Consider the following 25493-nt stretch of genomic DNA (forward strand, 5'->3'; position numbering starts at 1 on the left):
AGTATCGTCTTTATGTACCGTATCGGAACATTCATTCCTGAAGCACTCAGGCTTCAGGAATGAAGAAAAAGGAAATTAATCAAAAATGCTCTCGGATGGGCATACCTTTACCTCGCCCCAGCCCACAATGGTGCCATTTGGGGTAAGGTCTTTGATGGAAACGCTATCACCTGAATATTCGGATCCTCTGACTACAATATCGTAGTCATGGTTAGCCTGAGGAATAAATTCAACAGTGGCCGATTTTTGAGTGTTCTGATAGTATCCAGCCTCTGTCCAGTAGTGAATGACACGAATCATTTGTTCTGGCTTCAGGGTAAATTCATTGATGAAAGCACCCTTGTTTTCAGACGACGCTGGCATACCTACCCGTTTATTACCTGTAACGGGGATGCCCAGAACGGCAAAACCAGAAGTAATACGGCGTTCCAGCATTTTTTTATAGCAACCTGAACTCTGTTTTTCATAGAACTGAAGTGCCGTATTGCCCTCTGAACCCACCCGGATTCGGGCCGCATCCTGCCCTTTATAATCATCCAGTGAAGGTCTGAAACCTGCCGTGCAACCGCTCAATAATAGTGCTATCAATCCGGTGATGAAGATTTTTGCAGCCATTCTTTATTATCCTTAATTTAACTGACACAGACTGGAATTGGTTATTTTATTGATACTATAACGAGGCGTGTGTTGCGTTACACATCGTTTATTTTTTGACAAAGAACATTGACCGTATTAATGCACAAAGACTTTATTAATCCTGCTGGAAAAAATAAAATACGGTACCCATATCAGACAACTGATTAAGGCGCGAGCCAGCATATTGATATCAGGCTGAGTAAGGTTTACGTGAAAAACCAAAGCAGGATAAAGCGTGCAAAAACTCGCAAAGATAAGGCCGTAAAAATAGTACGTTATCATCACGTATCTGGTTTTTACTTTCTTCCTAAGGAAGAACCAGCAAGCCAGCACTGTTACGGGGGCATTAATAATGGACAGCGCTAATAGTAAAAGACTAAAACTATTAACCACACCTTGTTTCTGATAAGTGTTGGCAATCAACGAAACAATACAAAAATCATTATACAGCATCGAAAAAAAACCAGTCATCAAGCCTAAAGCTGGCAGATATAATAAACCATTAATCCTGCCCTCTTCTTTTTTTCACAATTATCACAAAAGCCTGATTCTTTATTCCCTTCCGCTTCCTGACATTTAATGCATAACATTCTTATCCCCCTGAAGGTGTCATTGTTTTCCTTTGTTTTAACAAAACTCAAACCGGTTAATTCAGAAGGTCGACGTCTCTGGTCAGACAGGATTAGATACTATTTTAAATGTATCGAAGAACTGCCTGATTCGACCTTTATAAAACACGGTCCTTTCCAGAGTGCAAAAAAACAACCCTGACCAGATGGCCAGGGTTGCGGTTTTTAGCGTTGAATCAGAAACGGTATCCGATGCCGATGTTAAAACCATTGATGGCAACATCTTCGTTATATTTTACGCGAGTACCTTCATAGCCAACACTCACAGAGAGGTTGCTGATAGGATTCACGACAACACCAGCGCCATAGGCAAAAGAGGTTTTATTTTCGCTATATTCTTCGGAATAGACTCCGAGATAATTCACGTTCTCATCCACTTTGGTATGGGCAACACCAATTAATCCATAGAAGCTGATGTAGTCATTGATACGATATGCCGGACCTGCCATCAGTGAGTAATATTTTACTTTGGTTTTTCCATCATATCCGCTAACATCGCCATAAAAATCTTCACGCTCAGAAAAACTTTCGTCACCTTTCATGTAGCTGAATGAGCCAATCACACTGAGAGGAGAATCCCATTCATAGCGATACTGAACGTTGACGCCACGGATGTTTTTAATGTCTTCAACTTTGCTTTGTGCATATCCAACCGAGACGGTGTGATTATCAGCCAGCGCATTGCTGCCCACGAGCAGACCGCCACACAGTAATGCCAGCATTGTCATTTTAGAGGTCATGTAATTAATTCCTTTTCATAATTTAACATTATTTCCCTGCGCTTAACGCAGGGCTTCGTTCCCTGAATCACCAATACCCGACGGACAGAATAGAGTTTTTATCTATCCGTCTGTATCGGACAGGAATTTCATGTAGCGCTCCGCGCCTGATGGTCAGATCGGTCGGAAAGCATCTATTCATACCCGGATTTTTAAAAAAGACCGACCTGAGTCAATGTGAAAATTAAAGTCCAGCCTTATTAAATGGCACTTCGGCCATTTAATTTAGGTTATGTAAAGAATTTAACTACAGGATTAATCCTCGCGGTTAGTTGTCAATCCATTCTTAATGGCATTATTAGACCAAAAATAATTAGTGGTATCAAGACCGGATTGCCATAAGAAAGCAAAAATCCCTGCAAACCATTACTACATATGCATCCTGAGAGTCATTCTTCCTTATACAACCCATTAACGCAGATTATTAACTTGCCTGAAATGTTCCCAATCCATTAAGACACTGAGTTACGGTTCTATTTAAACCCCTCTGAATAAATGAAGGTATTCGGAAAGATAACACCTGTATTTTCCCTAAAAGCGGTACTTTCAAGCTGACTGCCAATACTGCCGCTGGTGCCCACGCTCTGGTGCTCGGTTTTATAGTCCGCGTGGTTCTCTATGTTGCTGAAGCCCAGCGTGCCGGTGTCGAGACGGTTCTTATCGGCGGTGGCGGTGGAACTGATGACCGCGCCGTTCAGCTGGGTGTGCTCACCCGCCGTCACGTCAAAGCCGCCCTTCCCGGCAAAGATGCCGGTCTGCCCGGCCACGCTCTGCCAGTTGCTGTGCATCTTGTCCTGGCTGAGGTTGACGCTCGCGGAGCCGGTCATCGAGCCGAAGGTGAAGCTGCCGCCCGCGCTGGCGTTCTGCTGCCTGCTGTCGTAGCGGTCGCTGTCCTGTTCTGAGGTCAGCGTCAGGTTGCGGCCGGTATCCACCTTCACGCTGTCCCCGCGCACCTGTGCGCCGGTCAGCGTGGTGTCGCGCCCGGCGTTCAGGCTCAGCCCGTTGCCCGCCGTGAGCGTAGTCTCGGTATGGGTCAGCCCGCTGCCGTTCTCGCGCCCTTTGCCCGCGTTGACGCTGGCTGAAACGCTGATGCCGTAGCCGCCCGACCCGGCGGTCAGGCCGATACCCAGGCTGCCACCCTTACTGCTGTTAGTGCTGTCGGTGCGCTCGCTGTTCTGCGCTGAAAGCAGGCTGATGTCGTTTTTCGCCGTCAGCCCGAGGTCGCCGCCCGCCTGAAGCTGGCTGCCCTGCACGAGGATGTCGCCCGCGCTGCCCGGCTGTGCGCCGGTGGCGGTGATGGCCAGGTTACCGCGCGCGCCCAGCGTACTGCCACTACACCTCTGCATCCTTCTTCTGCTCTGGCGTTATCATCTTCAGCTTATCAGTGGCTGTTTTCGTCGCCGCAATCTGCCCCTGTGTCCTGGCGATGTCCACCGCCTTAACGTCAGGTGTACTTAAGTTTTTGCAGGTTTCTTTTTTGGCCTAAAGCAACAATTTCACAATCAGGTTCGTCATAACGCCCCAATGCAAAAAAAACAACACCATTATTTATCCAGATATTACTCATCCATTCTGTTATCTGCCTCGGTATGGAAGCAGTCATATTTACATTAGTTGATTGGATGGTTGAAAAAAACACCTTCTCGCCGCTATTAATTAAGCTTTCAATTACTCCCAAGCTATTTGATTTAACAGAACCTAAGCCGGAAAGAATCAACCCTTCACTTCCCTTAACTATCACATCTTTTTTTTCCTCAACCCCATTAACTTTAACACCTCTAACATTAAGTAAACCCCAGGTTTTTCTGTGGTTAACAATTGCGCTATCAGGTTGCTCCGCTGATAAAACGACAAATGTGTATATATCTTCATCGCTAACACCTGCAGAATAACTCTCTACCATTTTTTTCAATAAACCCTCACCAAATTTTTTTAGTGGCGCATTGGGTAATTCCCAGCTCACTGCAGAGATACCCTTGCCGCTTATTGAAAATAAGTTAAAATCTGTAATCTCATTTTTTTCATTTATATCTTCAGCATATCTAATAACAACATCAGTAGTCATAGTGGTTACCTGCAGGATCGTTAAAATGTGAGCCTCGATTTTGAGGATCATCGACTCCAAAGAAATGGCCTCCAGCATCATCTCTTATACAAACTTTTTGCGTACCTCCTCCCGGTTTTTGAACTATAAATTCATATATATAACCTGGTTGAGGATTACCACGCTTGTCTATATTAGGGGATACCTTATTGGGGCTCTGACTCACTGGTATACCAGACTGTCTCTTCGCCTCATTAAAAGCACCTGAGCGACCAGCCCCTTCAGGAGAAAGATTTGCAGGCTTGTCCCCTTCAGCCAGATAAGCCAGATCATCCTTATTCTGTTCAGAAATCGGCGTAACCGTGGTATTGCCTCCCGTATCCGGCATACCATCCGTATTTCCGGTATTGCTGGATCCCTGCTCACCAGACCGATCCGGCGAGATCAGCGGAGTTCCCTTATTCTCATCCTGCGCCGGATTGACCAGCTTGCCACCCGTCAGGTCATCATCAACCGGCACGGTTTCCGTTTTGCTGCCTGCCCCATTTGTATGCTGCTGGCTCTGCGCCGAAACGATTGCCATCAGCACGCAGCTGGGATTTGCCCGGCAGGTCGAATCAAGGCCTTCCTTAACTGCTTTTGTCAGTGCCAGGGCCGCCTGCTCATTAGCTCCGCCTTTGCCTGCTTCAGCCATCGCCGCCGAGTTCAGCGTTTCGTGCGCCAGCATCTGCTGCAACATGCCCATACCGACCATGTTATTGCTGATTTCATTCTGGCCCGCCTGCGCGCCCGCCACCGCACCTCCCGCACTGTCTCCGGCAATGCCGCCCGCAAGGCCCGCCGCAACCGTGCCCAGTGCAACCAGCGTCTGCTTCTGCTGTTCGCTCATCTGGCTTACCGGAACGTCACCATAAAGTGCATTTTTGATGGCTTCACCCATCGCGGCGGTGGTAGCCGCGCCTGCAGCGCCCGCTGCCGCTGAATTCCCCTGTGCCGCAGCGATGACTCCGGCTACCGCAGCATGTGCCATTATACGACTGGCCTCATCCGGCGCTTTCTGCTTAATCAGTTCTGCAAGGTAAGGGGCCGAACCGCCAGCCAGTGCGGCTTTCAAATCGCCCCCCGCCAGCCCCTGAATCGCCGCCGTCGCCGCGCTGATGCCCTGCTGCACCGGCCCGCCGGTTCCCATTCCGCCGGCCAGCATCTCCCGGTTGTACAGCGTCTGATAGACCTGTCCGGTGATGTCGGCCGCGGTCGGCTCCTGACCCGGATTCGCTTTGCGCCACTGCGCTTCAGCGTCCTTCTTCTGGTCCGGCGAGATGTTCTTCATCTTCTCCGTGGCCGCTCTGGTCGCCGCAATCTCGCCCTGCGTCCGCGCGATGTCGCCCGCCTGGCTGCCGATTTCCGCCAGCAGCTGCGCCGTCTCCATCCGCCGCTGCTCTTTCTCCTTATCGAAGATTTTATCCAGCCCCGGATTCGCACCCGCCGCGTCGCGGCTCAGCGCCGACACGTCCTGCGTCTGCTTCGCCTTATCCCGGATAATGAGGGTGCCGTCGCTCACCGCCGCCTTTGTCACCGACGACGCGCTGCCGCTGCCGTTCAGCCCCGCCAGCAGGCCGTTCGCCATGTTGCCTTCGAACTGGCTGCCGATGCTGCCGCCGGTGCTCATGCCCACGCTCTGGTGCTCGGTTTTATAGTCCGCGTGGTTCTCAATATTGCTGAAGCCCAGCGTGCCGGTGTCGAGACGGTTCTTATCGGCGGTGGCGGTGGAACTGATGACCGCGCCGTTCAGCTCGGTGTGCCCACCCGCCGTCACGTCAAAGCCGCCCTTCCCGGCAAAGATGCCGGTCTGCCCGGCCACGCTCTGCCAGTTGCTGTGCATCTTGTCCTGGCTGAGGTTGACGCTTGCGGAGCCGGTCATCGAGCCGAAGGTGAAGCTGCCGCCCGCGCTGGCGTTCTGCTGCCTGCTGTCGTAGCGGTCGCTGTCCTGTTCTGAGGTCAGCGTCAGGTTGCGGCCGGTATCCACCTTCACGCTGTCCCCGCGCACCTGTGCGCCGGTCAGCGTGGTGTCGCGCCCGGCGTTCAGGCTCAGCCCGTTGCCCGCCGTGAGCGTAGTCTCGGTATGGGTCAGCCCGCTGCCGTTCTCGCGCCCTTTGCCCGCGTTGACGCTGGCTGAAACGCTGATGCCGTAGCCGCCCGACCCGGCGGTCAGGCCGATACCCAGGCTGCCACCCTTACTGCTGTTAGTGCTGTCGGTGCGCTCGCTGTTCTGCGCTGAAAGCAGGCTGATGTCGTTTTTCGCCGTCAGCCCGAGGTCGCCGCCCGCCTGAAGCTGGCTGCCCTGCACGAGGATGTCGCCCGCGCTGCCCGGCTGTGCGCCGGTGGCGGTGATGGCCAGGTTACCGCGCGCGCCCAGCGTACTGCCCTGTGCCTCGTGGCTTTCGGTGCGGGTCTCGCTTTTCGACGACTGGCTGCCGTAAGAAAGACTGATGCCGACCGAGTTGGTGGAGCCTTCTTCATAACCTTTGTCGCCCGGCTTCAGGCCTGCGGCGGTGTTTCTGGCGTTCGCCGCACCGGTCTGCGCACCGTCCATCTGATACGCCTGCGCGGCCTGGGCCGCCGTCAGCGCCGCTTTGGTGCCCTGCAGCGCCTTCAGCCGGTCATCGCCGCTCTCATCGGCGGTACGGGCGGTCTGCACTGCCGTGTTCAGCGCCGCGCCCACCGTGCCGGACAGCGCCAGCGTCAGCCCGCTCTGCTTCTGCTCGGTTTTCGTCAGTGCGGTGTGGCTGTTTTCGGCCGCACTGAGGGTCACGTCGCTGCCGCTCAGGGAGAGATCTTTACCGGCGATTACGTCGCTGCCGTGCACGGTAAGCTGGCTACCGGCGCTGAGGGTAACGCTGCCGTCGCTGCTGCCCACCGTGCTGCCGCGGCTGAGTGAGCCGCTGGCATCGGTGCTGCTCTTCTGCATCGCCTGACCCACGGTGAAACCGATGCCGCCGGTGCCCATCAGGCCCGATTTTTTCTCCTCGCGCTGATGCACTTCATCACGCGTTTCTGTGGCGGTCGCGATGCTGAGATCGCGGCCGGCGGTCAGCGCAACATCCTGCGTACCGGCGACGTTGCTGCCGGTCACGGCAATGTCGCGGCCCGCCTGAAGCCGGACGCTGTCGCCGCTCAGCGTGGTACTGAGCGCCTCGCTGCTGTGCAGTTCGTCGTGGGTTTCCAGACTGCTGCCCGACAGCAGCCCTTTGCTGGACTGCCTGCTGTGTTCGGTGAGATCGGTACGGCTGTTGCCCGCGCTGAGCACGATGTCGCGTCCGGCACTGGCGGTCAGTGCCCCGCCCGCCGTCACGTCCGCTGCCGTAGCGCGGATATCCTGTCCGGCACTCAGCTGCAGCGCGCCGCCGGCGGTGATGCGCGTCCCGGCATCGCTCTGCTGTGACAGGCGACGGTAGTTGCTGCTGTTCCAGCTGTCATTTTCAGTGTGCTGCGTGCTGAGCATTAGCCTGCTCAAACACCTTAAGGCCACGTATCGACGGGCAAAAACCATGAAACACAGCGCTGGCTGAAAGCGCACCCAAAGTTCAGGGTTATTTACCAGCCAGTTTACTCGCCGTGGGTGAATCACGTTGAGCGGTATGGCAGGGACTTCATGACACGATAACCCGCAACCATCAATGCCGTTCAATGAGGCAACTGCTGAAAAAGGTAAGGAACTTTATGGAAACAGTCAGCCCATTCCCCGGAGGAAAATAGGGTCTGGCAAAGGTGTAGCGGTATTATGCGCAGCTATTTAGGCTCAGATCAGATCTTCACCATTTAACAATACAATGACATTTTCCTTACCAAGCTCATTTCTAACCATATCGGCCATTTCATCAGTCGATATTTCTAATGCTTTATTGTTCACATCAATGTAAAAAAATGATTCAGGGTCTAAACCAAATTCATTAGATATCTCTTTATCAAAAGGTCCCAATCTTTTTGCTTTATACAAAATGTAATGTTGGGGGAATACCTTTGGATTGCTTGATAAAAGGCGATCCAAGTGAGGTTGTAGCTCAGAAACTGAAAATTTAGTGTAACACCTTATACTTATTGACATATTCCCTCACTTTATCCTAATCGCATTACCGGATTTATCGATAACAATTAGCTTATCCATACCCACCCCAACTGAACATCAAAGGACGATGGCTGGAACAGTGGGGATTTATCATCGGGAAGAAAATCGTGGTGATTACCGGGCCAGGAAAGTTGATCATCCGGCTGGCGAAACAAGCATAACTTGTTGATATGTAAAGAGAAACCCCGCCATCATAGAAGGCGAATTTGCCCGCACCCTTAAAAATGTACTTAAAGCCCAAAAAAGAAGCTTTTACCAGTTCGGTAAGTTTCAACCCAAAGACAATAAGGTAGAGCCAAAAATTACTGATGACCACATCCATATGACGTGGTTTTAATTTGGAAATAAAATGCCGAATTCAAAGCCGGGGTTTTTAACTAAACCACTGCTTCAAAAAATCTTTCTATCTCTTTGTGAGTTAACTTGTTCAAAAACAAATTGACCATATTCCTTTCATCATCCACTCCCAGATAAAAATTATCACTACACCTTATCCAACCCGCAACTTTTTTATTCTCACCAATCACCACCAACATTGAATCTGAAGATACATCAACTTGAATATCAAGACTAAAATCATCAATGAAACGCTGATTAAAATCATCACTTTCTTTATTTTTCCACATCGCTGTATTAACAACTGGAAGGCCATGCTCACTATCTGATAAAAATATTGATTGAGAGTCAACTTTATGGATTGATTCTGGCTCTATCATTACCAATGTAATAGATGATATAAATCCATTATCTGGTAGCACAGCTAGCTCAAGCAGGCTTTTTTTTCCATTGCCAACCCGCCAATACAAAGGAGGTAGTAGCTTATCATTAATAATATTTATATCAACGGGAACATAACCGTCTATAGTGACAGCTACGCTTGCAAACTCATTAATAACACCATCTATTGTTAATCTCATTATTTATACAACGCATGTTTTAATACTGGATAAGGGTCTGTTGGGCGCTGACTAAATATTAGCTCCCAACGTCCAATTTGCATTTTTTCGTTAAATTTAAGTCCCTGCGAAGATGCATCTCCAATCGCACTGTGAAGACTGCTTAGCATAGCCTGACTTCCTTCAGTTGTACTATGAGATAATCCATTTCGTGTTAAATATTCCCCCATATGTTTAGTCGCATTTGGGTTTACCCATACCGTTTGCCCATTAACATTTAATTCAAAGGATTTCGGAATGGACGTTCCAGGTATCGCAGGTTGAGTTGCTTTAATGGAATCAAAAACGGTTCCCGTTGGAAACGGGCTATTCTTCGCTGCACTAAGCGCTGCAGCTTCAGCTTTCGCAGCTACCGCTTCTGCCGCAGTCTTACCTACACCAATAGCACCGCCAGCACCAACGCCGCCTGGTACTATAATCTCTGAAGCCTGAAGACCAAGATTGTTAATACACAGCGCCAGCACACCAGCGCAGGACTCAACACCTGTTTTCAGCAAGGCAGCGACTTCAGGAGTAGCCGCAATCAATACACCGCCACCAAGCCCCACAGGAAGTGCTACCGTCAACGCATCCTTCATCGCCTGACCACGCTGACAACTGGCTGACGTCGGATCATCGGCACAGGACAGGATATCTTTGCCCTGCTCACGCACGAACTTCTCCTGACCGTCTTCAGTTCCGCCAAACAGGTTGTTATTAACTGCATTTTTGCCCGCAATCGCGCCGCTCGTCGCCGCTGCACTGCTGTTGCCCGCCATGCCGCCCGCCAGTCCTGCCGCCAGTGTTCCCAGCAGGCTCAGCTGCTCGCGGTCTTCCTGCCCCAGCGCCGCTATCTTCTCCGGCGTGTCCGCGCCCCAGTACTTCTCTGCAATATAGCGTGTGGCCAGTTCGCCGCTGAAGGCACCTGCCGCGCCCGCTGCCGCACTGCCGCCCGACATCTGCGATGATACTGCACCCCACACGGCATGGGCCATGGCATTGGTTGCCACATCAACGTTGCCGGAAGCGTCGGTCGTTTCCTTCTTAATCAGCTGAGCTGCCCACGGATTAAGGCCGCCTGCGACCGCCTGACCTGCATTGCCGGTCACCAGCCCCGTCAGGATGCTGCCGACCGTCTGTGCGACCTTCTGAGACGTGCTGCCGATGCCCCACTGCTTCATCTCCGCCTGATACTCTGGCGAATCACGCATTTTCTCCAGCCACTCTCTCCGCTGTTTTTCCGTTGCTCCGGCGGGCAGCGTCTCGGCGTTCTTCGCACTCCGCGCCTTCTCAAGCCCTTTGATATCGCCCATGGTCGTGACGATATTTGTCATCTGACCGCTGATTTCACCGGCTAACTGAGCCGTCTGAAGCCGCTTCTGCTCTTTCTCTTTGTCAAAGATCGCGCTGATGCTGTCATTGGCATGTTCGGTGTCACGACTGAGCGCCGATACGTCCTGGGTCTGCCTGTTCTGATCGCGGACAATGAGAGTGCCATTGGCCACCGCGGCCTGGGTCGTGCCTTCAGCGTGCCCCTTGTTGTTCAGACCCGATAACAGCGTGCTGGCACTGTTGGAGGCTGCATTGGCAAGCATCTGTTTACCCATGCCAGCGCCATTGGACAGCCCGACGCTGCCGCCACTGTGACTGACTTTATAATCAGCAGAGTTACCGATGTCGCTGAAGCCCAGCGTGCCGGTATCAAGACGGTTGTCTGCGGCATCACCCTGGCTGGCAATCACTGCACCGTTAAGCTGCGTGTGATTGCCAACGGTGATATCGAAGCCGCCTTTACCGGCATAGATACCGCTTTGCTCCTGCACACTGTCGTAGTTGCTGTGCATTTTGTCCTGATTGATGCTGGCATAACCTGAAGCCGTCATCGAACCAAAGGTAAAGCTGCCGCCCGCGCCGTAGCTGGTCTGTTTTGAATCGTAACGATCGCTGTCCTGCTGGCTGGTCAGGGTTAAATCGCGGCCTGTATTTGCGATGACCTGGTCAGCGCTGACCTGCGCGCCATCCAGTGTAGTGTCCCGCCCGCTGATAAGGCTGAGTTTGCCGCCACTGTCCAGTGTGGTCTCGGTCCATCGCGTGCCGTTGCCGCTCTCTTTGCCCTTCGCGCCATTAATGCTGGCAAAGATACTGATGCCTGCACTGCCCTGTCCGGCACCAATACTGATGCCCACCCCGCCACCGCTGCTGCTGTTCTTACCGCTGCTATCCTGGGTATTCGCTGCGCCAGTCAGTAAAATATCATTAGCCGCATTCAGACTGCTGTCGCCCGCTGCTTTTAACTGACTTCCGGCAATCTGAATATCACCACTGTGCGCACTGTTATTTTTCCCCGTGGCAGTAATGGCGAGATTATTGCCGGCATTAATCGTAGAACCCAAGACGCTGTCCGTGCCCTGATGCTGCTGTGACTTAGATTTCTGCGTATTCAGAGAAAGACTGACGCCTATTCCATTGCTGGGATCGGCACTCACTTCCGCCAGCTGTCCGGCCTGGGCCGCCTGTACGCCAGAGAGTACAGCCTTGGTTGCCTGCAGGGCTGCCAGGCGACCATCACTCTCTTTTTTCGAGGACTGTGCGGCCGCAACGGCGTTGTTGATGGCATCACCCACGACGCCGGAGAGCGCCAGTGTCAGCCCGCTCTTCTTCTGCTCAAACAGTTCATCATGTGTACGCTTATCATGGCCCGGATCGATGATCACGCTGTCGCCGGTAATGGCGAGATCGCGCCCCGCCACCAGATCTGAGCCGCTGACATGAGCCTGTCCGCCCGCAACAATGCTGACATTACCGCCCGTACTGCCCACCGTGCTGGCACTCTGGCTCTGGGTGGTGCCCTTGTCACGTAAGTCATGGACCGATTTACTGCTGCCTACCGTGATGCCGATGCCACCGGTTCCCATCAGGCCGCTTTTCTTAGTTTCCGAAAAACGCCAGGTTGAGTCCGTGTTGGTCGCAGCAACGATATCCACGTTGTTACCGGCCCTGAGCGCTACGGTGCCATCGCCCACGACCTGTGAACCCTGGACAAGTAAATTGTTGCCCGCATTAAGCGTGACATTATCGCCGCTCAGTAAGGTGCCATTTTCACGGGTGTCACTGTCTTCGCTGATGGTATGCGTGGTCTTTTTACTCAAAAATCCTTTTTTGGTTTTGGTCTCTTCTTTGTAGGCATAATCGCTTTCAGTGGCGGTGGTCAGGTTGATGTCGCGTCCGGCACCCACTGCGATATTACCGCTGGCCGTAACCTGAGCCGCTTCACTGTTAACATCCTGACCCGCTTTAACCGTCGTACTCCCGCCGCTGGCAATTTCAGTGCCCTGCTGGCGTACCGACTCATTAATCTCAACCTTCTTGCCGGATTTGTAGCTATTACCAGAACCGGTTTCAGCCGCCAGCAGATTGACATCACGCCCCGCCTGCAAGGTCACGTCTTTGTCTGCGGCGATGCCTGCCGCCAGGCTATTGAGATCGCGTCCGGCCTGAAGTGCTAAGTCGCCGCCACTGGTCAGCGTCGTGCGATCCAGCCCGGTTGAATGGGTTTCACGTTTACCCTTCATATCATTCTGGCTGGTCGTCGCGCTATTGAGATTAAGATCGTTACCCGCGGTCAGGGCAACATCCTGCGTACCGGCGACGTTGCTGCCGGTCACGGCAATGTCGCGGCCCGCCTGAAGCCGGACGCTGTCGCCGCTCAGCGTGGTACTGAGCGCCTCGCTGCTGTGCAGTTCGTCGTGGGTTTCCAGACTGCTGCCCGACAGCAGCCCTTTGCTGGACTGCCTGCTGTGTTCGGTGAGATCGGTACGGCTGTTGCCCGCGCTGAGCACGATGTCGCGTCCGGCACTGGCGGTCAGTGCCCCGCCCGCCGTCACGTCCGCTGCCGTAGCGCGGATATCCTGTCCGGCACTCAGCTGCAGCGCGCCGCCGGCGGTGATGCGCGTCCCGGCATCGCTCTGCTGTGACAGGCGACGGTAGTTGCTGCTGTTCCAGCTGTCATTTTCAGTGTGCTGCGTGCTGAGTGTGCCGAGCGTCAGGTCATTGCCCGCCTGAATCTTCGTGGTGCTCTTCTCTCCGGCGTTGCCGATATCGCTAGCGGCCAGGGTGATGTTGTTCAGCGCGCTCAGCGTCAGCGCACCGTCGGTGCCCTGCACGTAGATACCGGCCGGACGATCTATCCAGCGGCCGGTGCCGTCGCCGCGCAGCGTTGACTGGCTGATAATATCCCGACCGGCCAGCAGCGATACCTGCTTATCACCGCTGATGACGCCGCCCAGGTTAGTGATATCCTGACGGGCGGTGAGACTGACCGTGTTGCCGCTGATGTAGCCGCTGTTGGTCAGCGACTGCGCCGTCAGCTGCGTCACGTCGCGGCCCTTAATGGCCCCGCTATTAGTGATGTCGTTGCGGGCATTCAGCGCCACGCTACCGCCCCCGATCAACGCGCCGTCGCCGGTTAAGTCACCCTGCTTCACCTTCGCGTAAACCTGCGGTACCAGCACGGTCTGCTGTGTGCCATCCGGCAGCGTCACGGTCTGATTCACCAGCCAGACGATATCGCTGGTGAGCAGCGCCATCTGCGCCGGGGTCAGCGCCACACCGAGTTCCAGGTCGTAGGCTTTGCCGAAGACTACCCCATTATTCATCAGTCCGCGATACTGATCTTCATCACTGCCATACCCGCTGATATAGCGGTTGCCGGTCAGCTGGATAATCTGATCGCGCACCAGTCGCTGCTCGTAATAACCATCGCCCAGCCGCTTCAGGATCCGGCTGCTGTCGGTGGTCAGAGCGTTCTGCATATAGTCGCTGCTGAGCCACTGCTTCTGATTCACAAAGCGCGGATCGGTCTCGACCAGGTAATGGCTGTCACTGCCAGGTTGCAGCTGGTACAGGCTGTTATCCGGCAGCCGGATATCAGGTGAGACGGCGCGGATCACCGGCGTAATCGTCTGTCCGTCGACGACCGTTGCTGGCAGCGTCAGCGAGAACTGCTGCCCGGCCGGTAACAGCAGCGGCCGGTCTTTAAGGCTGCCGAGCTTATCCAGCGTCAGCGCACTGTCATAGCGTAATCCGGCTGGCAGTAACGCACTGCCGCTATCCGTGGCACTCAGCGCAACCGCCGCAACCGTCTGCTGGACGGCTGGTGTGCCGATGCGGTCAGCCTGCGCGGTGACGCCCTGCAGCTGGCGGTTGCCGGTCTGATAGCCATTACCCTGCGGCGCAGCATTCGCCTGCCAGCTCAGCGTCTGTAAATCGATGGTTTCCGTCACGGGCGCAGGGCGATACGTTTTCTTGTCTTTGCCCTGCGACGTTTTGGTTCCACCCAGTTTCTTTTTCTTCTTCTTCGCGTACCAGCGAACCGATTTCCCGTCGTCCGTGGTAACGCGCGTTCCTTTTGTCGCCTGATTATTCAGCTCGCCTATCTGACCGCCCAGCATAGCACCCGCGACAATCTGGCTGTCGTGATTGTTAAGACGGCCGGCGCTAAAGGTCATGTTACCGCCCGACAGAATTTTGCCCGGATCGCTCTCTTTGATCTGGGTTTCCTTCACTATCCGCCGGTAGTCATATTCATAAAACTCGCTGCCGCTGGTGCCGTCCGGCATTTTTGCCGTGTGCACGCCATATTTGTTTTTTTTGCTGGTATCCACGTCGGCCCAGTCAAAACGATCGGTGTGGCCTTTAAGTACCGCTTCATGATGCTGGCTATCTTCGGTCGTAACGACCTGCGTGGCCAGATGACGGTTGGTATTGTTGATTTCCGCCATGCTGATCGTGGCATCCTGCCCGGCCTCAATTGTTGCCCCGTCATTGTTGAGCTGCTGCCCCTGTCCGGTGGCCTGATTGTTCGCGTCCAGCTGGCCGCCTATATGCAGATCGCCATCACTGTAGATCAGCGCGTGGTCACGGTTGTTCAGCGTGCCAGCCGCAATATCCAGTCGCTGCCGCGCCGCAATCACCGCTGATTTGCCCGCTTCGCTGAGGTTGTTGAGCAGCGTGGCTGCAATGGCAATGTGATCGCCATAAATACGGCCGGTGCCGCTGTTATTCAGGACGCCCGCTACCAGGTGTGTCAGTCCGCCGTCAATCAGACCGCGATTGTTCAGGGTGTCAGCTGCCGTAATTTCAGTCTGCCCGCCGCTGATCTCGCCATTCGCCTGATTACTGATATTTTGCGCGGTAAGGAATAGCGCCTGCTGAGCAGCGAGGGTGCCATCGTTGGTCACGTTTCCGCCCGCCGTCAGGCGCAGCGTGCCGTTGGCTTTGACCTCTGAGAGATTATGAAAATCACCTGCCAGCGTGATGCCAAGATTCCCCTGCGACAAAACCTGTCCGTCGCCACTCAGGGAAGCTGCGTTGATCTGTGCCTCTTTATCAGCAATCAGCGTACCCTGCTGATTGTTGATGGCGAGCGCCTGCCCCTGGGTTGAGTTCTGAATAGTCAACGTATCCGCTGACGAGATCAGCCCGCTGACGTTATCCAGCGCCTGTTGCACTGTGAGTGCCAGCCTCTGTTTTGCGCGCAGTGCACCCTGACTGTTGTCCAGCGTGCCGGTTTCGAGGGTTAAACTATCCGCTTCAATCCCTTTGCCGCTCTGTCGGGTATCGCGGTTGATTAGCGATGGCGTAGAGATCGTCATCTGCTGGCCGCCCTGAATCAGCCCGCTGCGGTTATCCAGCTGCTGGCTCAGAGACAGGGTGCCGTTGCCGACGCTTTGCACCAGGCCGTCATTGTTGACCAACTGACCCGCCGTCAGCGATAGCGTGCCTGCTGAAAGGAGTTTACCCGCCTGATTGTGCAGTGCGTTCTGTCCCGCATTGAGCGTCAGATCCGACCCACCCTGAATCTGTCCCTGCTGGTTATCCAGCGCGCCACTTTCAATATTGAGGTTACCGACACTGGCAATGAGCCCGCGCTGGTTAGTCAGCGTCTGACCTGCCGTAGTGAGGGTGATATCCCCCGCTGACTGCAGTTTACCGTCATTGTTGTTCAGCGCCTGACCGTTGAAAGTCAGCCCGCCATTGCCTGCGATCTGCCCCTGGCTATTGTTCAGTTCACTGGCGCTGAGTGATGCCTGCTGTCCGGCGGCAATGAAACCCGTCTGGTTATCAATTGCCCCGCTGCGCAGATCCAGACTGTTGAGGGCAACGATACCGCGCTGGTCACCACTGTCGCGATTGATCAGGGCGTGACCCTGAGTGTCCAGCGTCATGTCGCTGCCAGCCTGTAACAGGCCACCCTGGTTTTGCAGCTCCCCGCTGGTGAGATCGAGCCGCCCTTTGCCGCCCGTCAGCGTGCCGGACTGGTTGTTGATATCGCCCGTCACAACCTGCGCGCCGCTATGACCGGTGATGAAGCCGCGCAGATTATCCAATGCGCCGCTGTAGAGCTTCAGCATGCCCGCACTGAACAGGCCGCCTGCGGCTCCGCTGTCACGGTTGATCAGGCTGTTGCCGTGGGTGTCCAGATGCAGATCGCCACCCGACTCAATCCTGCCTGCCCGGTTGTTGAGGAGTCCGCTATCCAGTTGCAGGGTGCCTTTAGCACCCAGTTGACCCTGCTGGTGGTCGAAGGTCTGCTGATGAGTATCGATGCGAATATTCTGTCCCAGCATCACCCCGCTACGGCCATCAATCTGGCCACTGGAGAGCAGCAGATCGCCGCCTGCAATAATACCGCCGCGTTCGCCGCTGTCGCGGTTATTCAGTTCGCCGCCCTGGGTGTTGACTGACAGCGCCTCACCCGACTGAAGCAGGCCGCGCTGGTTATCCACGCTGCTGCTTTCCAGCGTTAGTCCATGATCGGCATTAATAATCCCATCGACGTTGTTCAGTCCACCGCTGGTGAGCCGCATAGTGCCCGCAGAGACCAGCGAGCCCGTTCTGTTATCAAGATCACCACTGCTGATATGCAGATTAGCCCCAGCAATAACGCCGCCTGATGCCGTGTTATTCAGCACCTCTCCGTGCGTATTAAGCTGCATATCACCGCCGGACTGCAGTCGTCCGCCGCTGTTATCCAGCGCGCCACTGTTCAGCAATAATTCACCCCTGGCGCTGAGCAGAGCAGCTCTGAAATCAGCGGACTGGCCCTGCGTATCGATCACCAGGTTTTGTCCCTGAATGACGCCGTGATCGCCCGCTAACTTTCCGGTTGAGAGTTGCAGATTGCCACGCGCCACAATGCCGCCGCGATCGCCGCTGGCGCTGTTGTTCAGCTGTGCGCCGTGAGTATCCAGTGAGAGCGCCTGACCCGATTGTAATAAACCTCGCTGATTGTCGAGCGCGCCGGTCTTCAGCGTCAGCGCCTCATCAGACATCAGTGTGCCGTCAATGTTGGTCAGCAGGTCGCTGCTGATACTGGCCGCCGAGGCAGCGGCGATAACGCCGTTCTGGTTATCCAGGTCGCCACTGTTAAGGGCAAGTGCGCCACCGCTGATTATCCCTGCTTTACCGCTGTCACGGTTAATCAGCGCCTGGCCGTGGGTATCAAGTGTCAGACCGCCGCCTGACTGGATCAGACCGGTGTGATTGTTCGTTGTCCCGCTGGAAATGCTGAGATCGGTACGGGCGACCAGGTTGCCGCCAGTATTGTTCAGTTCACCCTGCTGCGTGTCGATGGTCACGCCGCGGCCGAGCAGGGTTCCACGCTGATTCTCCAGCGCCTGACTGCGCAGGGTGACCTGCTGACCCGCTTCGATGCGACCCTGGGTGTTATCAATAGCCTCACGGGTTAACAGTGCAGCCTCACCGCCAGTTGAAGCAATCAGGCCCTGCTGATTATTCAGGCTTGCGCTGGTGAGCTGCAGATTGCGACTGGCCTGCAGCGCACCCTGCGTGTTCGTCAGGGTCTCCTGAACCTGCAGTTGCAGATCACCGCTACCCGCAGCCAGCAGCGTGCCCCCGCTGTTATCCAGGCTGCCTGATGCAAGATGCAGATTACCGCCGCTCTCAATCCGTCCACCACGGTTGTCTGTGTCACCCGCAACCGCAATCGCCATCTCGCCTGCGCCACGCTGCGACAGCAGACCCTGATGGTGATCCAGCGTGGCCGCCGTCAGCGTCAGCGCCTCTGCCTGGGTGTGTCCCTGTGAGAGATCGAGCCTGTCGCCGCTGAGCGTTAACGCACCCGCTGACAGCAGATTGCCCTGATTGCCCTGCAGCCGGGCAGCATTGAGGGTCAGCGCGCCATTATTGCCCGCCAGCTGCACGGTGCCGCCCTGATTATCCAGCCATGGCGTATCAAGCTGCAGTGAGTCACCGTTACCTGCGATGAGTCCGCTGCGGTTTTCAATATGCTCTGCCTGCAGCCGGGTATCGCCTTCATTGCTGAGCGTGCCCTGATTGTTAAGCAACGAACCCGTGGAGATCGTCAGGGCTTCGCGGTTTTGCTGGCGCAGCAGGCCGCGATTGTTACTGATGTTGTGTGCTGCGACAGCGAGGCTGCCCGCCGCCAGTTTGCCGTCATCATTGTTAAGTGCTGTCGCAGCCTGAATCCCGAGTGTACGGCCCGCCACCGTGGCGCCCTGAGTGCTGATATCCGCCTGCGTAGAGGTCAGCGCGATGGCATCTGCAGAGGTCTGGCTCCCGGCAAGATCGACCCGGCTGCCCCGCGCCTGAATCTGGTCGTGCGCCAGGTTTTTACCCCGCGCTTTAAGCTCACTCTGGCTGGTCAGCAGCAGATTACCGGGCTGGCTCAGCGTCTCATTGCCGCCAACGCCTGCCGCCAGCGTACTTTCAGCGGTGCTCTCAATGGTACTGGCGGAGAGCGTAGCATTACGGCCTGCGCTCACCAGCCCGCTGTTGCGCAGCATGCCGCTGGAGGTCAGCGTGACATCCTGCTGTGACACGATTTTCCCGCGGTTTTCCTGGTCGCCAGTGTTGGCTATCTGCATTGATGCCTGACTTTGCAGCGTGCCGCTGTTTTCCAGTCTGCCATCCACGGTCAGGTGCAGCTCACCGGCGCTGGCACCCAGTTCACCGGCATTACGCACGCCAACGCCCTTTTCAGTGCCGGTCAGGGTGATTTTATGGGCATACATGCCGCCAATGGCCGCGACGTCGAGCGCAAATTCAGGCCGTGTCGTTCCATTATCCGCTTTCACCGTAGTGACGGTACCTTCAGCCGCAACCTGGTTCCTGCCTGTGACCACATTGAGTTCGCGGGCATGAACTTTTGCGTTAACCGCTACCGACTGCGCAATGATCTGGGTGTAGTCAGCATCGCTGTCATTCAGGCCCTGACCTTCGATATTGATTCGGCCGCCATTAACATCGAAGCCTTTGAGCTGGCCGTTTTCAATCAGTGCCTGTCCGGTGGTCAGCGTATTGCGGCTGGCGTTGATAAATCCGCAACCATTACAGGTAATCCCTGACGGGTTAGCAATCACCACCGCCGCCCGCTTGCCGGCCACTTCGATAAAACCATTTAGCTGGCTGGGATTACGGCTGTTGACTTCGTTGAGGATAACGCTGGCTTCCTGCTTTGAAAGCCACGGGTTAGCCGCGACCATACCGCCAATCTGCGTCTGGCTATTCTGATGGCTGTTGTTCAGGATGGCGCCCCGCGCATCCACATCCAGCTGACTATACTGGTTGCGCGATACGCCCTGGCTGTTTGGCGTCTGGATATTGATCTGCGGCAGTCCGTTAGCCGTAGACATGACCGTTGGCTGCTGGCTGGCTGGCGCGTGACTGTCCGCCACGATATTCGCCTGCACCGGCAGGCTGACCATGCCCGCGGCTAGCCATAGTGAGAAGCTCAGCGGTGAGATACGCAGTCGCGCTTCTGCACGTGCGGCGCGCTGGCGGCGACGGGCCACCGGTGAGTAACCGCTGCGGGTGATATCAGACACCACCATCAGCATGCCGCGAACCCGGTTGAAGATAATGCGATAGCAAAGTTTATTCATAATGCGCACAGTCCATTGTCAGCAAGAGAGATAAGAGGCCTAATAGTTCCAGTTAACACTGAAACCAAAGGTGACCGGATCGGTTTTAAAGCCATCGGGTTTAGATAACGGCATACCGGCAAAAAAGTCATAGCTGAGACTGGCGGGCGTGATTGCGCCGCGCAGGCCGACAACGCCGCCGGCAAGATGACGTCCTACTGGCCCGCCCTGGGTTACGCTGTTGCCCCCGACCTCGCCGTAGTCAACACCCAGGTAGAGTTCCTGGGCAGGGAGCGGTGTCTGCCAGGCCAGGGTGTTTTGCACCGTCCAGCCACGGCTGGCACTCAGGGTGCGTTCGCCATCAAATCCCCGTACCGTCCAGCGGTTGCCAATCGCGAACTCATCCTGCGCGGTCAGCGGGGTATTGCTCATCTGCCGCCGATATTGGATGTTGTAACTTAAACACTGTTTACCCAGCGTAAACGGGGTAATCAGCCCGGCCTGCCAGGTGAGAATTTTTGATAGCGCAGTGGCATACGTTGAATCCTGCCATGACTCTTCCCAGGCAGGCAGCGCGCCGAACCAACGCGTACCGCGCTGATAGCTGACGCCTGCATCCAGCGTCGCCGGACCGATATAGTGACGGTGCGACAGCCCCAGTCGCCAGGCACTGGTGCGTCGCTGCTGGCTGACTATCTCCGTGTCATCAATGAAATTACGTGACTCCCTCACCAGCACATCTGCGCTGACGGTGGTTTTGGACGCAGCGTTGCGGTGCAATATCCGGCTGACCTGGAGATCCAGCGAGCGGCTTTTACCGGCGTAGAGAAAGTCGCGGCTGTAACCGGCCACCGTCTGATGATAATCGTAATCGCTGGCGGTTACGCCCAGCAGCCAGTAGCCCAGCGGCACCGAATAGTGTCCCGACAGGCTTTTGCTGCTTTTTCGGCCAGCAAAGCCGAGATCGCGGCTGGCAGTGAGATAAAAGAGATCGCTGAGTGAGGTGGGATTATCCAGCGCCAGCATCAATCCGCCCTGATAACGTCCGGTGCTTTCGGTACCCGAATCGTCCACCCAGGCACCTAAACGCCAGAAGCGGCGCTGTGTGCGCTCGATAACGATGTCGCTTTCACCTGGAATATCCCCCGGACGGAGCGCCATGTGCGCTTCCACACTGGGCAGTCGCTGCAGATTCTCCAGCCCTTGTTCTATGTCTCGCAGGTCCAGCAAATCGCCCGAGTGCGCCGGTACGGCAGACCACAGGCTGACATAGTGCGAAGAGGACGGTGACAGCTCTATCCGGCGAACTTTACCGGGCACAATCAGAAAATGCAGTTCACCCTGACGCAGATCCTGCTGCGGTGCCAGCACACGTGACGTCACCCATCCATGGTTTATCAGCCGGTTCTGCAGGGTAGCCATTAACTGACTGATGCCCTTTACGCCCAGGCACTGGCCATTCGCCTGACTGGCAAGGCGCTGCAACGGCACCCAGTGCGGCAGAGCCTCCTGACCGGAGAGCGTGACGTGGCGGATCACAAAACAGGGAGATTCCTGCGGGAAACGGAGATGAGAAGGCGACGGAACCAGCTCAGACAATCGGATGTCCGGTGCCTCAGGCTGTAAACGTTGCTGTCGCGCTTTCTGTTGTTCCTGCTGATGTTGCAACTGCGCATCGCCTGGCGCAGCCTGGGTAATACCGGTGAACATTCCGCATAGCAGAAGCGCTGTCGCTGAAAATCGTCCTTTATTTTCTGGCTGCATAATAGGTCCATTTAATAGCTATAACCGAATATGTCAGTCCGCATATTCGCTGTTTATTATGCAGCCAGCCGGTAAAATCTCAAGAAAAATAAGCAGAAAACTTACACAAAATTTACAATAAATAACGAAACTCGTTACTGATAAAAGTACCAGTAATTACCAGCAATAGCGGTTGATCGCCCATTACGCCGTAAAAGCGTCCTCAATACTAACCCCTCTCACCAGGTGCTTTTTGATATGTCCGATTCCGATAACCGCCCTTGACTCCGCTGCCTGTAATATCGGCTAATTCCCTATCTACTGGCGGATCTGAAATCCGCCTTCCGCCCTTCACGCGCATGTACGAAAGGTTAAAATTCGCTAATCAACCGGGTTTTCTGCTACTGCCGCCAGGGTGGATCGGTTTCCTGCCCGTAAAACGCTTCAGAAAGTGTCATCCCACGGCAAAAAAAAGCCCCCTGGTATGGGGGCTTGATAGAAGGCAACAGACAGCGATTTGAATCACCGGCGTCCGGAGATCAGTGCAGTTTTAACCGCGGGCGGATCACCCGGTTGATACTGCCAACCAGCATCATCAGGCCGGTCTTAAAATAACCGTGCAGGGCAATCTGGTGCATACGATACAGCGAGATGTAAACAAAACGCGCAATACGTCCTTCGACCATCATCGATCCGCGCATCAGGTTCCCCATCAGGCTGCCTACGGTACTGAAGCGTGACAGCGAGACCAGCGATCCGTGATCTTTATAGACGTAGGCTTTCAGCGGCTTGCCCTGACGTTGCGCCAGAATGTTTTCCATGGCGCGTGACGCCATCTGGTGCGCAGACTGGGCTCGCGGTGGCACGAACCCGCCGCCTGGCAAGGCGCAGGAGGCGCAGTCACCAATCGCATAGATGTCATCATCCAGCGTGGTTTGCAGCGTCTCTTTGACCACCAGCTGATTGATGCGGTTGGTTTCCAGCCCGCCAATCTCCTTCAGGAAGTCTGGTGCCTTGATGCCGGCGGCCCAGACCATTAAATCGGCCTCAATAAACTCACCGCTTTTGGTATTCAGGCCGTGACGTTTAGCGCTGGTGACCATGGTCTGCGTCAACACCCGCACGCCCAGCTTGGTCAGTTCCTGATGTGCGGCAGCCGAAATGCGTGGCGGCAGTGCAGGCAGAATGCGCTCACCCGCCTCGACCAGCGTGACGTTCAGCGCTTCACGGCCCAGGCCCTTGAAGCCATAGCTGTGCAGTTGTTTTACCGCATTGTGCAGTTCCGCCGATAGCTCAACGCCGGTCGCGCCACCGCCGACAATCGCGATGTTAACCTTCTCGACCTTGCCTTCGCTGGCCGAGAATTTCAGAAACAGGTTAAGCATCTCATTGTGGAAACGACGGGCCTGATGTGGGTTGTCGAGGAAAATACAGTGATCTTTGACGCCCGGCGTACCGAAGTCATTGGAGGTACTGCCCAGCGCCATCACCAGCTGGTCGTAGGCCACTTCACGTTGTGGCACCAGCACGTCACCGTTCGCATCCAGCACTTCTGCCAGCTGGATCACTTTGCGCGTGCGGTCAATATCGGTCAGCGATCCCAGCTGAAACTCAAACCCGTGATTACGCGCATGCGCCAGGTAGCTTAACGCGTCAATGCCTTCATCCATTGAGCCAGTCGCCACTTCATGCAGCAACGGTTTCCACAGGTGGCTGTGGTTACGGTCGACCAGAATGATTTCGGCTTTCTTTTTACGGCCGAGTTTATGACCCAGCTGCGTCGCCATTTCCAGGCCGCCAGCGCCCCCTCCAACGATAACAATTTTCTTAACAGATGTAGTCAACAAAGACCCCCTCAAATTGTGAACCAAAAGTTAATCAATGGTTAAAATAAACCTTAATAAACATAGGGTTGGCGAAGTTAAAATCGCAATCTGATGGCAGAATAACATGACGGGAAGAGGAGAACATAAGAAAATTGATATACATCAAAGCAGGCAGATGAAACTCAGATAATTACGCAGTGAAAACAGGCACCTTGCGGTGCCTTATCGCTTAACTCAATGTTTTAAAAGCTTTTATCCGCTGAAGATGTGGGGATATATTTTTGAATTTATGCCCTTCGTCCTCATCCCAGACAATTTCATAGTAGGGACGCAGTTGATCGGCGATACGCTGACTGTCGAGCGCCTCATCCTGCCGGGAGAGAAAGGTCAGGCAGCGCTCGCGGTTACGTTCGCGAAAATCACTGACGCACTTAGTGGCGATATCCTGATACTCCTCAGGACGATCGATCTTCCCTTCCATATTTTCATACGGATAGAGATTAGGATTAAAAATCGCCTGGCGGATACCACACAGAAAACCGATGCGCTCTGACCAGTAGCCACCCAGACCGACACCGCAAATCAGCGGCCGGTCGTCGTCGCACAGGCTCAGCATTTTATCGGTCTCTTTCAGCAGAAACTGCATGTCATGTTTAGGATGACGGGTGCTGTAACTGATTAACCTGACATCGGAATCGATGAACTGCAGCTGCAGCACCTTTTCGTGATTGCCCGGACTCGTGGAATCAAAACCGTGCAGATAGATGATCATGATAATCCTCAAGGTAAAGATGGCGCCGGGCAGTCACTGCTTACCGCGACGCTTTATAAGCCAGCCAGCGTTCCTGAAGCGCACTCAGTTGCTGTGCATTGCTTTTCCAGCGACTGCTTGCCTGCAGGCTGTCGCGGGTAAAAGTGCCCCGATGATACAACTGTGTCACCCGCTCTGCCCCGATCAAGGTCAGGTTATCTAACACACTGATCGCACCCTGACGATGATTGCAGACCAGAATCATGTCACATCCGGCGGAAAGCGATTGCTGCGCCCGCTCCGGATAGCTTCCCATCACCGCCGCGCCCTCCATTGACAGATCGTCGGAGAAGATCACCCCATCAAAGCCCAGCTGCTGACGTAACACCGTTTTGAGCCAGTAAGGCGACCCGCTGGCGGGCAACGGGTCGATCTCGCTGTAGATCACGTGCGCCGGCATAATCGCATCCAGCACCTGCTCACTAATCAATGTGCTGAAGATCGACATGTCATGCTCACGCAGCGTCGCTTCATCACGCGGATCGCGTGGCGTCTCTTTATGCGAATCGGCGCTTACTGCACCGTGACCGGGAAAATGTTTACCGGTGGTTTTCATGCCGGCTTCCTGCATTCCGGCGATAAAGCGACGGGCAACCGCCAGCGCAATTGCCGGATCGGCATGAAACGCCCGATCGCCGATCGCCGCGCTGATGTGGCCAATGTCGAGTACCGGCGCGAAGCTGATGTCGATATCCATGGCGATCATCTCGGCCGCCATCTGCCACCCCGCCTGCTGTGCCAGTTCCCCGGCGCTGGTGAGATCGTGTAACGCGGCAAAAGATTGCATCGCGGGTAACTGGGTAAAGCCGTCACGGAAACGCTGTACCCGTCCGCCTTCCTGATCGACCGCCACCACCAGCCGGGTGTGCGATGCCGCGCGGATTTGCCGCACTAACTCCGCCAACTGCGCCGGATCGTGATAATTACGGGCAAACAGAATTAATCCGCCCACCAGCGGATGCTGCAAAATCTCGCGTTCTTCGCCGTCCAGCTCGTAGCCTTCAACGTCGAGCATCAATGGGCCGGGTAAATGTGATGTCATAACCTGAATCCTGTAGCT

General features: G+C 55.0%; 12 protein-coding genes and 5 pseudogenes. 2 read left to right on the top strand and 15 right to left on the bottom strand.

Translation table 11 applies throughout. The features are described 5' to 3' along the window. Nucleotides 1-75: 75 nt before the first annotated feature. The 7 genes and pseudogenes from AABB92_RS07085 to AABB92_RS07105 all read right to left on the bottom strand — a co-directional run. Nucleotides 76-615 (bottom strand): hypothetical protein, encoded by a 540-nt coding sequence (locus AABB92_RS07085; protein WP_031374470.1) that lies wholly within the window; start codon nt 613-615, stop codon nt 76-78. A 117-nt stretch (nt 616-732) separates the two neighbouring features. Continuing rightward, the gene (locus AABB92_RS23420) at nt 733-1143 is read right to left on the bottom strand and encodes a DUF2569 family protein (protein ID WP_425343570.1); all 411 of its coding nucleotides are present in this window, start codon (nt 1141-1143) and stop codon (nt 733-735) included. Nucleotides 1144-1441: 298 nt separating this feature from the next. Beyond that, nucleotides 1442-2005 carry an Ail/Lom family outer membrane beta-barrel protein gene (locus AABB92_RS07090; RefSeq protein WP_031374469.1) on the bottom strand — a complete coding sequence of 188 codons (564 nt, stop codon included), beginning with the start codon at nt 2003-2005 and terminating at the stop codon, nt 1442-1444. A gap of 590 nt (nt 2006-2595) precedes the next feature. Then, nucleotides 2596-3375 (bottom strand): annotated as a pseudogene (locus AABB92_RS07095) (hemagglutinin repeat-containing protein); the annotation flags it as partial. Between the two features lie 113 nt (nt 3376-3488). Further along, complete coding sequence (locus AABB92_RS07100; RefSeq protein ID WP_031377911.1) at nt 3489-4109, bottom strand: hypothetical protein; 621 nt, start codon at nt 4107-4109, stop codon at nt 3489-3491. Beyond that, nucleotides 4099-4842 (bottom strand): HNH/endonuclease VII fold putative polymorphic toxin, encoded by a 744-nt coding sequence (locus AABB92_RS23425; RefSeq protein ID WP_425343576.1) that lies wholly within the window; start codon nt 4840-4842, stop codon nt 4099-4101. Before AABB92_RS23425 ends, AABB92_RS07100 begins: the two co-directional genes overlap by 11 nt. Before the next feature lie 9 nt (nt 4843-4851). Next, a pseudogene (locus AABB92_RS07105) lies at nt 4852-7590 on the bottom strand (hemagglutinin repeat-containing protein); the annotation flags it as partial. Between AABB92_RS07105 and AABB92_RS07110 the strand changes: the two are divergent. Continuing rightward, nucleotides 7583-7844: pseudogene (locus tag AABB92_RS07110) on the top strand (transposase); the annotation flags it as partial. The pseudogenes AABB92_RS07105 and AABB92_RS07110 overlap by 8 nt on opposite strands. 43 nt (nt 7845-7887) lie before the next feature. Here the strand turns inward: AABB92_RS07110 and AABB92_RS07115 are convergent. After that, nucleotides 7888-8193, bottom strand: coding sequence for a hypothetical protein (locus AABB92_RS07115; RefSeq protein WP_031377822.1), 306 nt, complete (start codon nt 8191-8193; stop codon nt 7888-7890). Between the two features lie 71 nt (nt 8194-8264). Here AABB92_RS07115 and AABB92_RS23430 point away from each other — a divergent pair, with 71 nt between their 5' ends. Next, complete coding sequence (locus tag AABB92_RS23430) at nt 8265-8375, top strand: SymE family type I addiction module toxin (RefSeq protein WP_082097598.1); 111 nt, start codon at nt 8265-8267, stop codon at nt 8373-8375. A gap of 216 nt (nt 8376-8591) precedes the next feature. Here the strand turns inward: AABB92_RS23430 and AABB92_RS07125 are convergent, their stop codons facing one another. The 7 genes and pseudogenes from AABB92_RS07125 to nagZ all read right to left on the bottom strand — a co-directional run bounded on the left by AABB92_RS07125 (nt 8592) and on the right by nagZ (nt 25475). Further along, nucleotides 8592-9131: a hypothetical protein gene (locus AABB92_RS07125; protein WP_031377823.1), complete on the bottom strand. Its 540-nt coding sequence runs from the start codon at nt 9129-9131 to the stop codon at nt 8592-8594. Further along, nucleotides 9131-15577 (bottom strand): annotated as a pseudogene (locus AABB92_RS23435) (hemagglutinin repeat-containing protein); the annotation flags it as partial. The gene AABB92_RS07125 and the pseudogene AABB92_RS23435, both read right to left, overlap by 1 nt. A gap of 30 nt (nt 15578-15607) precedes the next feature. Continuing rightward, nucleotides 15608-20074 (bottom strand): annotated as a pseudogene (locus tag AABB92_RS23440) (two-partner secretion domain-containing protein); the annotation flags it as partial. A gap of 39 nt (nt 20075-20113) precedes the next feature. Continuing rightward, nucleotides 20114-21763, bottom strand: a complete 1650-nt coding sequence (locus AABB92_RS07135; RefSeq protein ID WP_238585833.1) for a ShlB/FhaC/HecB family hemolysin secretion/activation protein — start codon at nt 21761-21763, stop codon at nt 20114-20116. A gap of 572 nt (nt 21764-22335) precedes the next feature. Beyond that, entirely contained in the window at nt 22336-23640 is a 1305-nt protein-coding gene (locus tag AABB92_RS07140) for an NAD(P)/FAD-dependent oxidoreductase (protein WP_031377258.1), read from the bottom strand. Between the two features lie 211 nt (nt 23641-23851). After that, on the bottom strand, nt 23852-24394 hold the full coding sequence (gene ycfP, locus AABB92_RS07145) for an alpha/beta hydrolase YcfP (RefSeq protein ID WP_031377257.1): 543 nt from the start codon (nt 24392-24394) through the stop codon (nt 23852-23854). Between the two features lie 40 nt (nt 24395-24434). After that, nucleotides 24435-25475: a beta-N-acetylhexosaminidase gene (nagZ, locus tag AABB92_RS07150; protein WP_031377256.1), complete on the bottom strand. Its 1041-nt coding sequence runs from the start codon at nt 25473-25475 to the stop codon at nt 24435-24437. Nucleotides 25476-25493 lie beyond the last annotated feature (18 nt).

The organism is Pantoea brenneri (genome assembly GCF_038594305.1).
GTDB lineage: Bacteria > Pseudomonadota > Gammaproteobacteria > Enterobacterales > Enterobacteriaceae > Pantoea > Pantoea brenneri.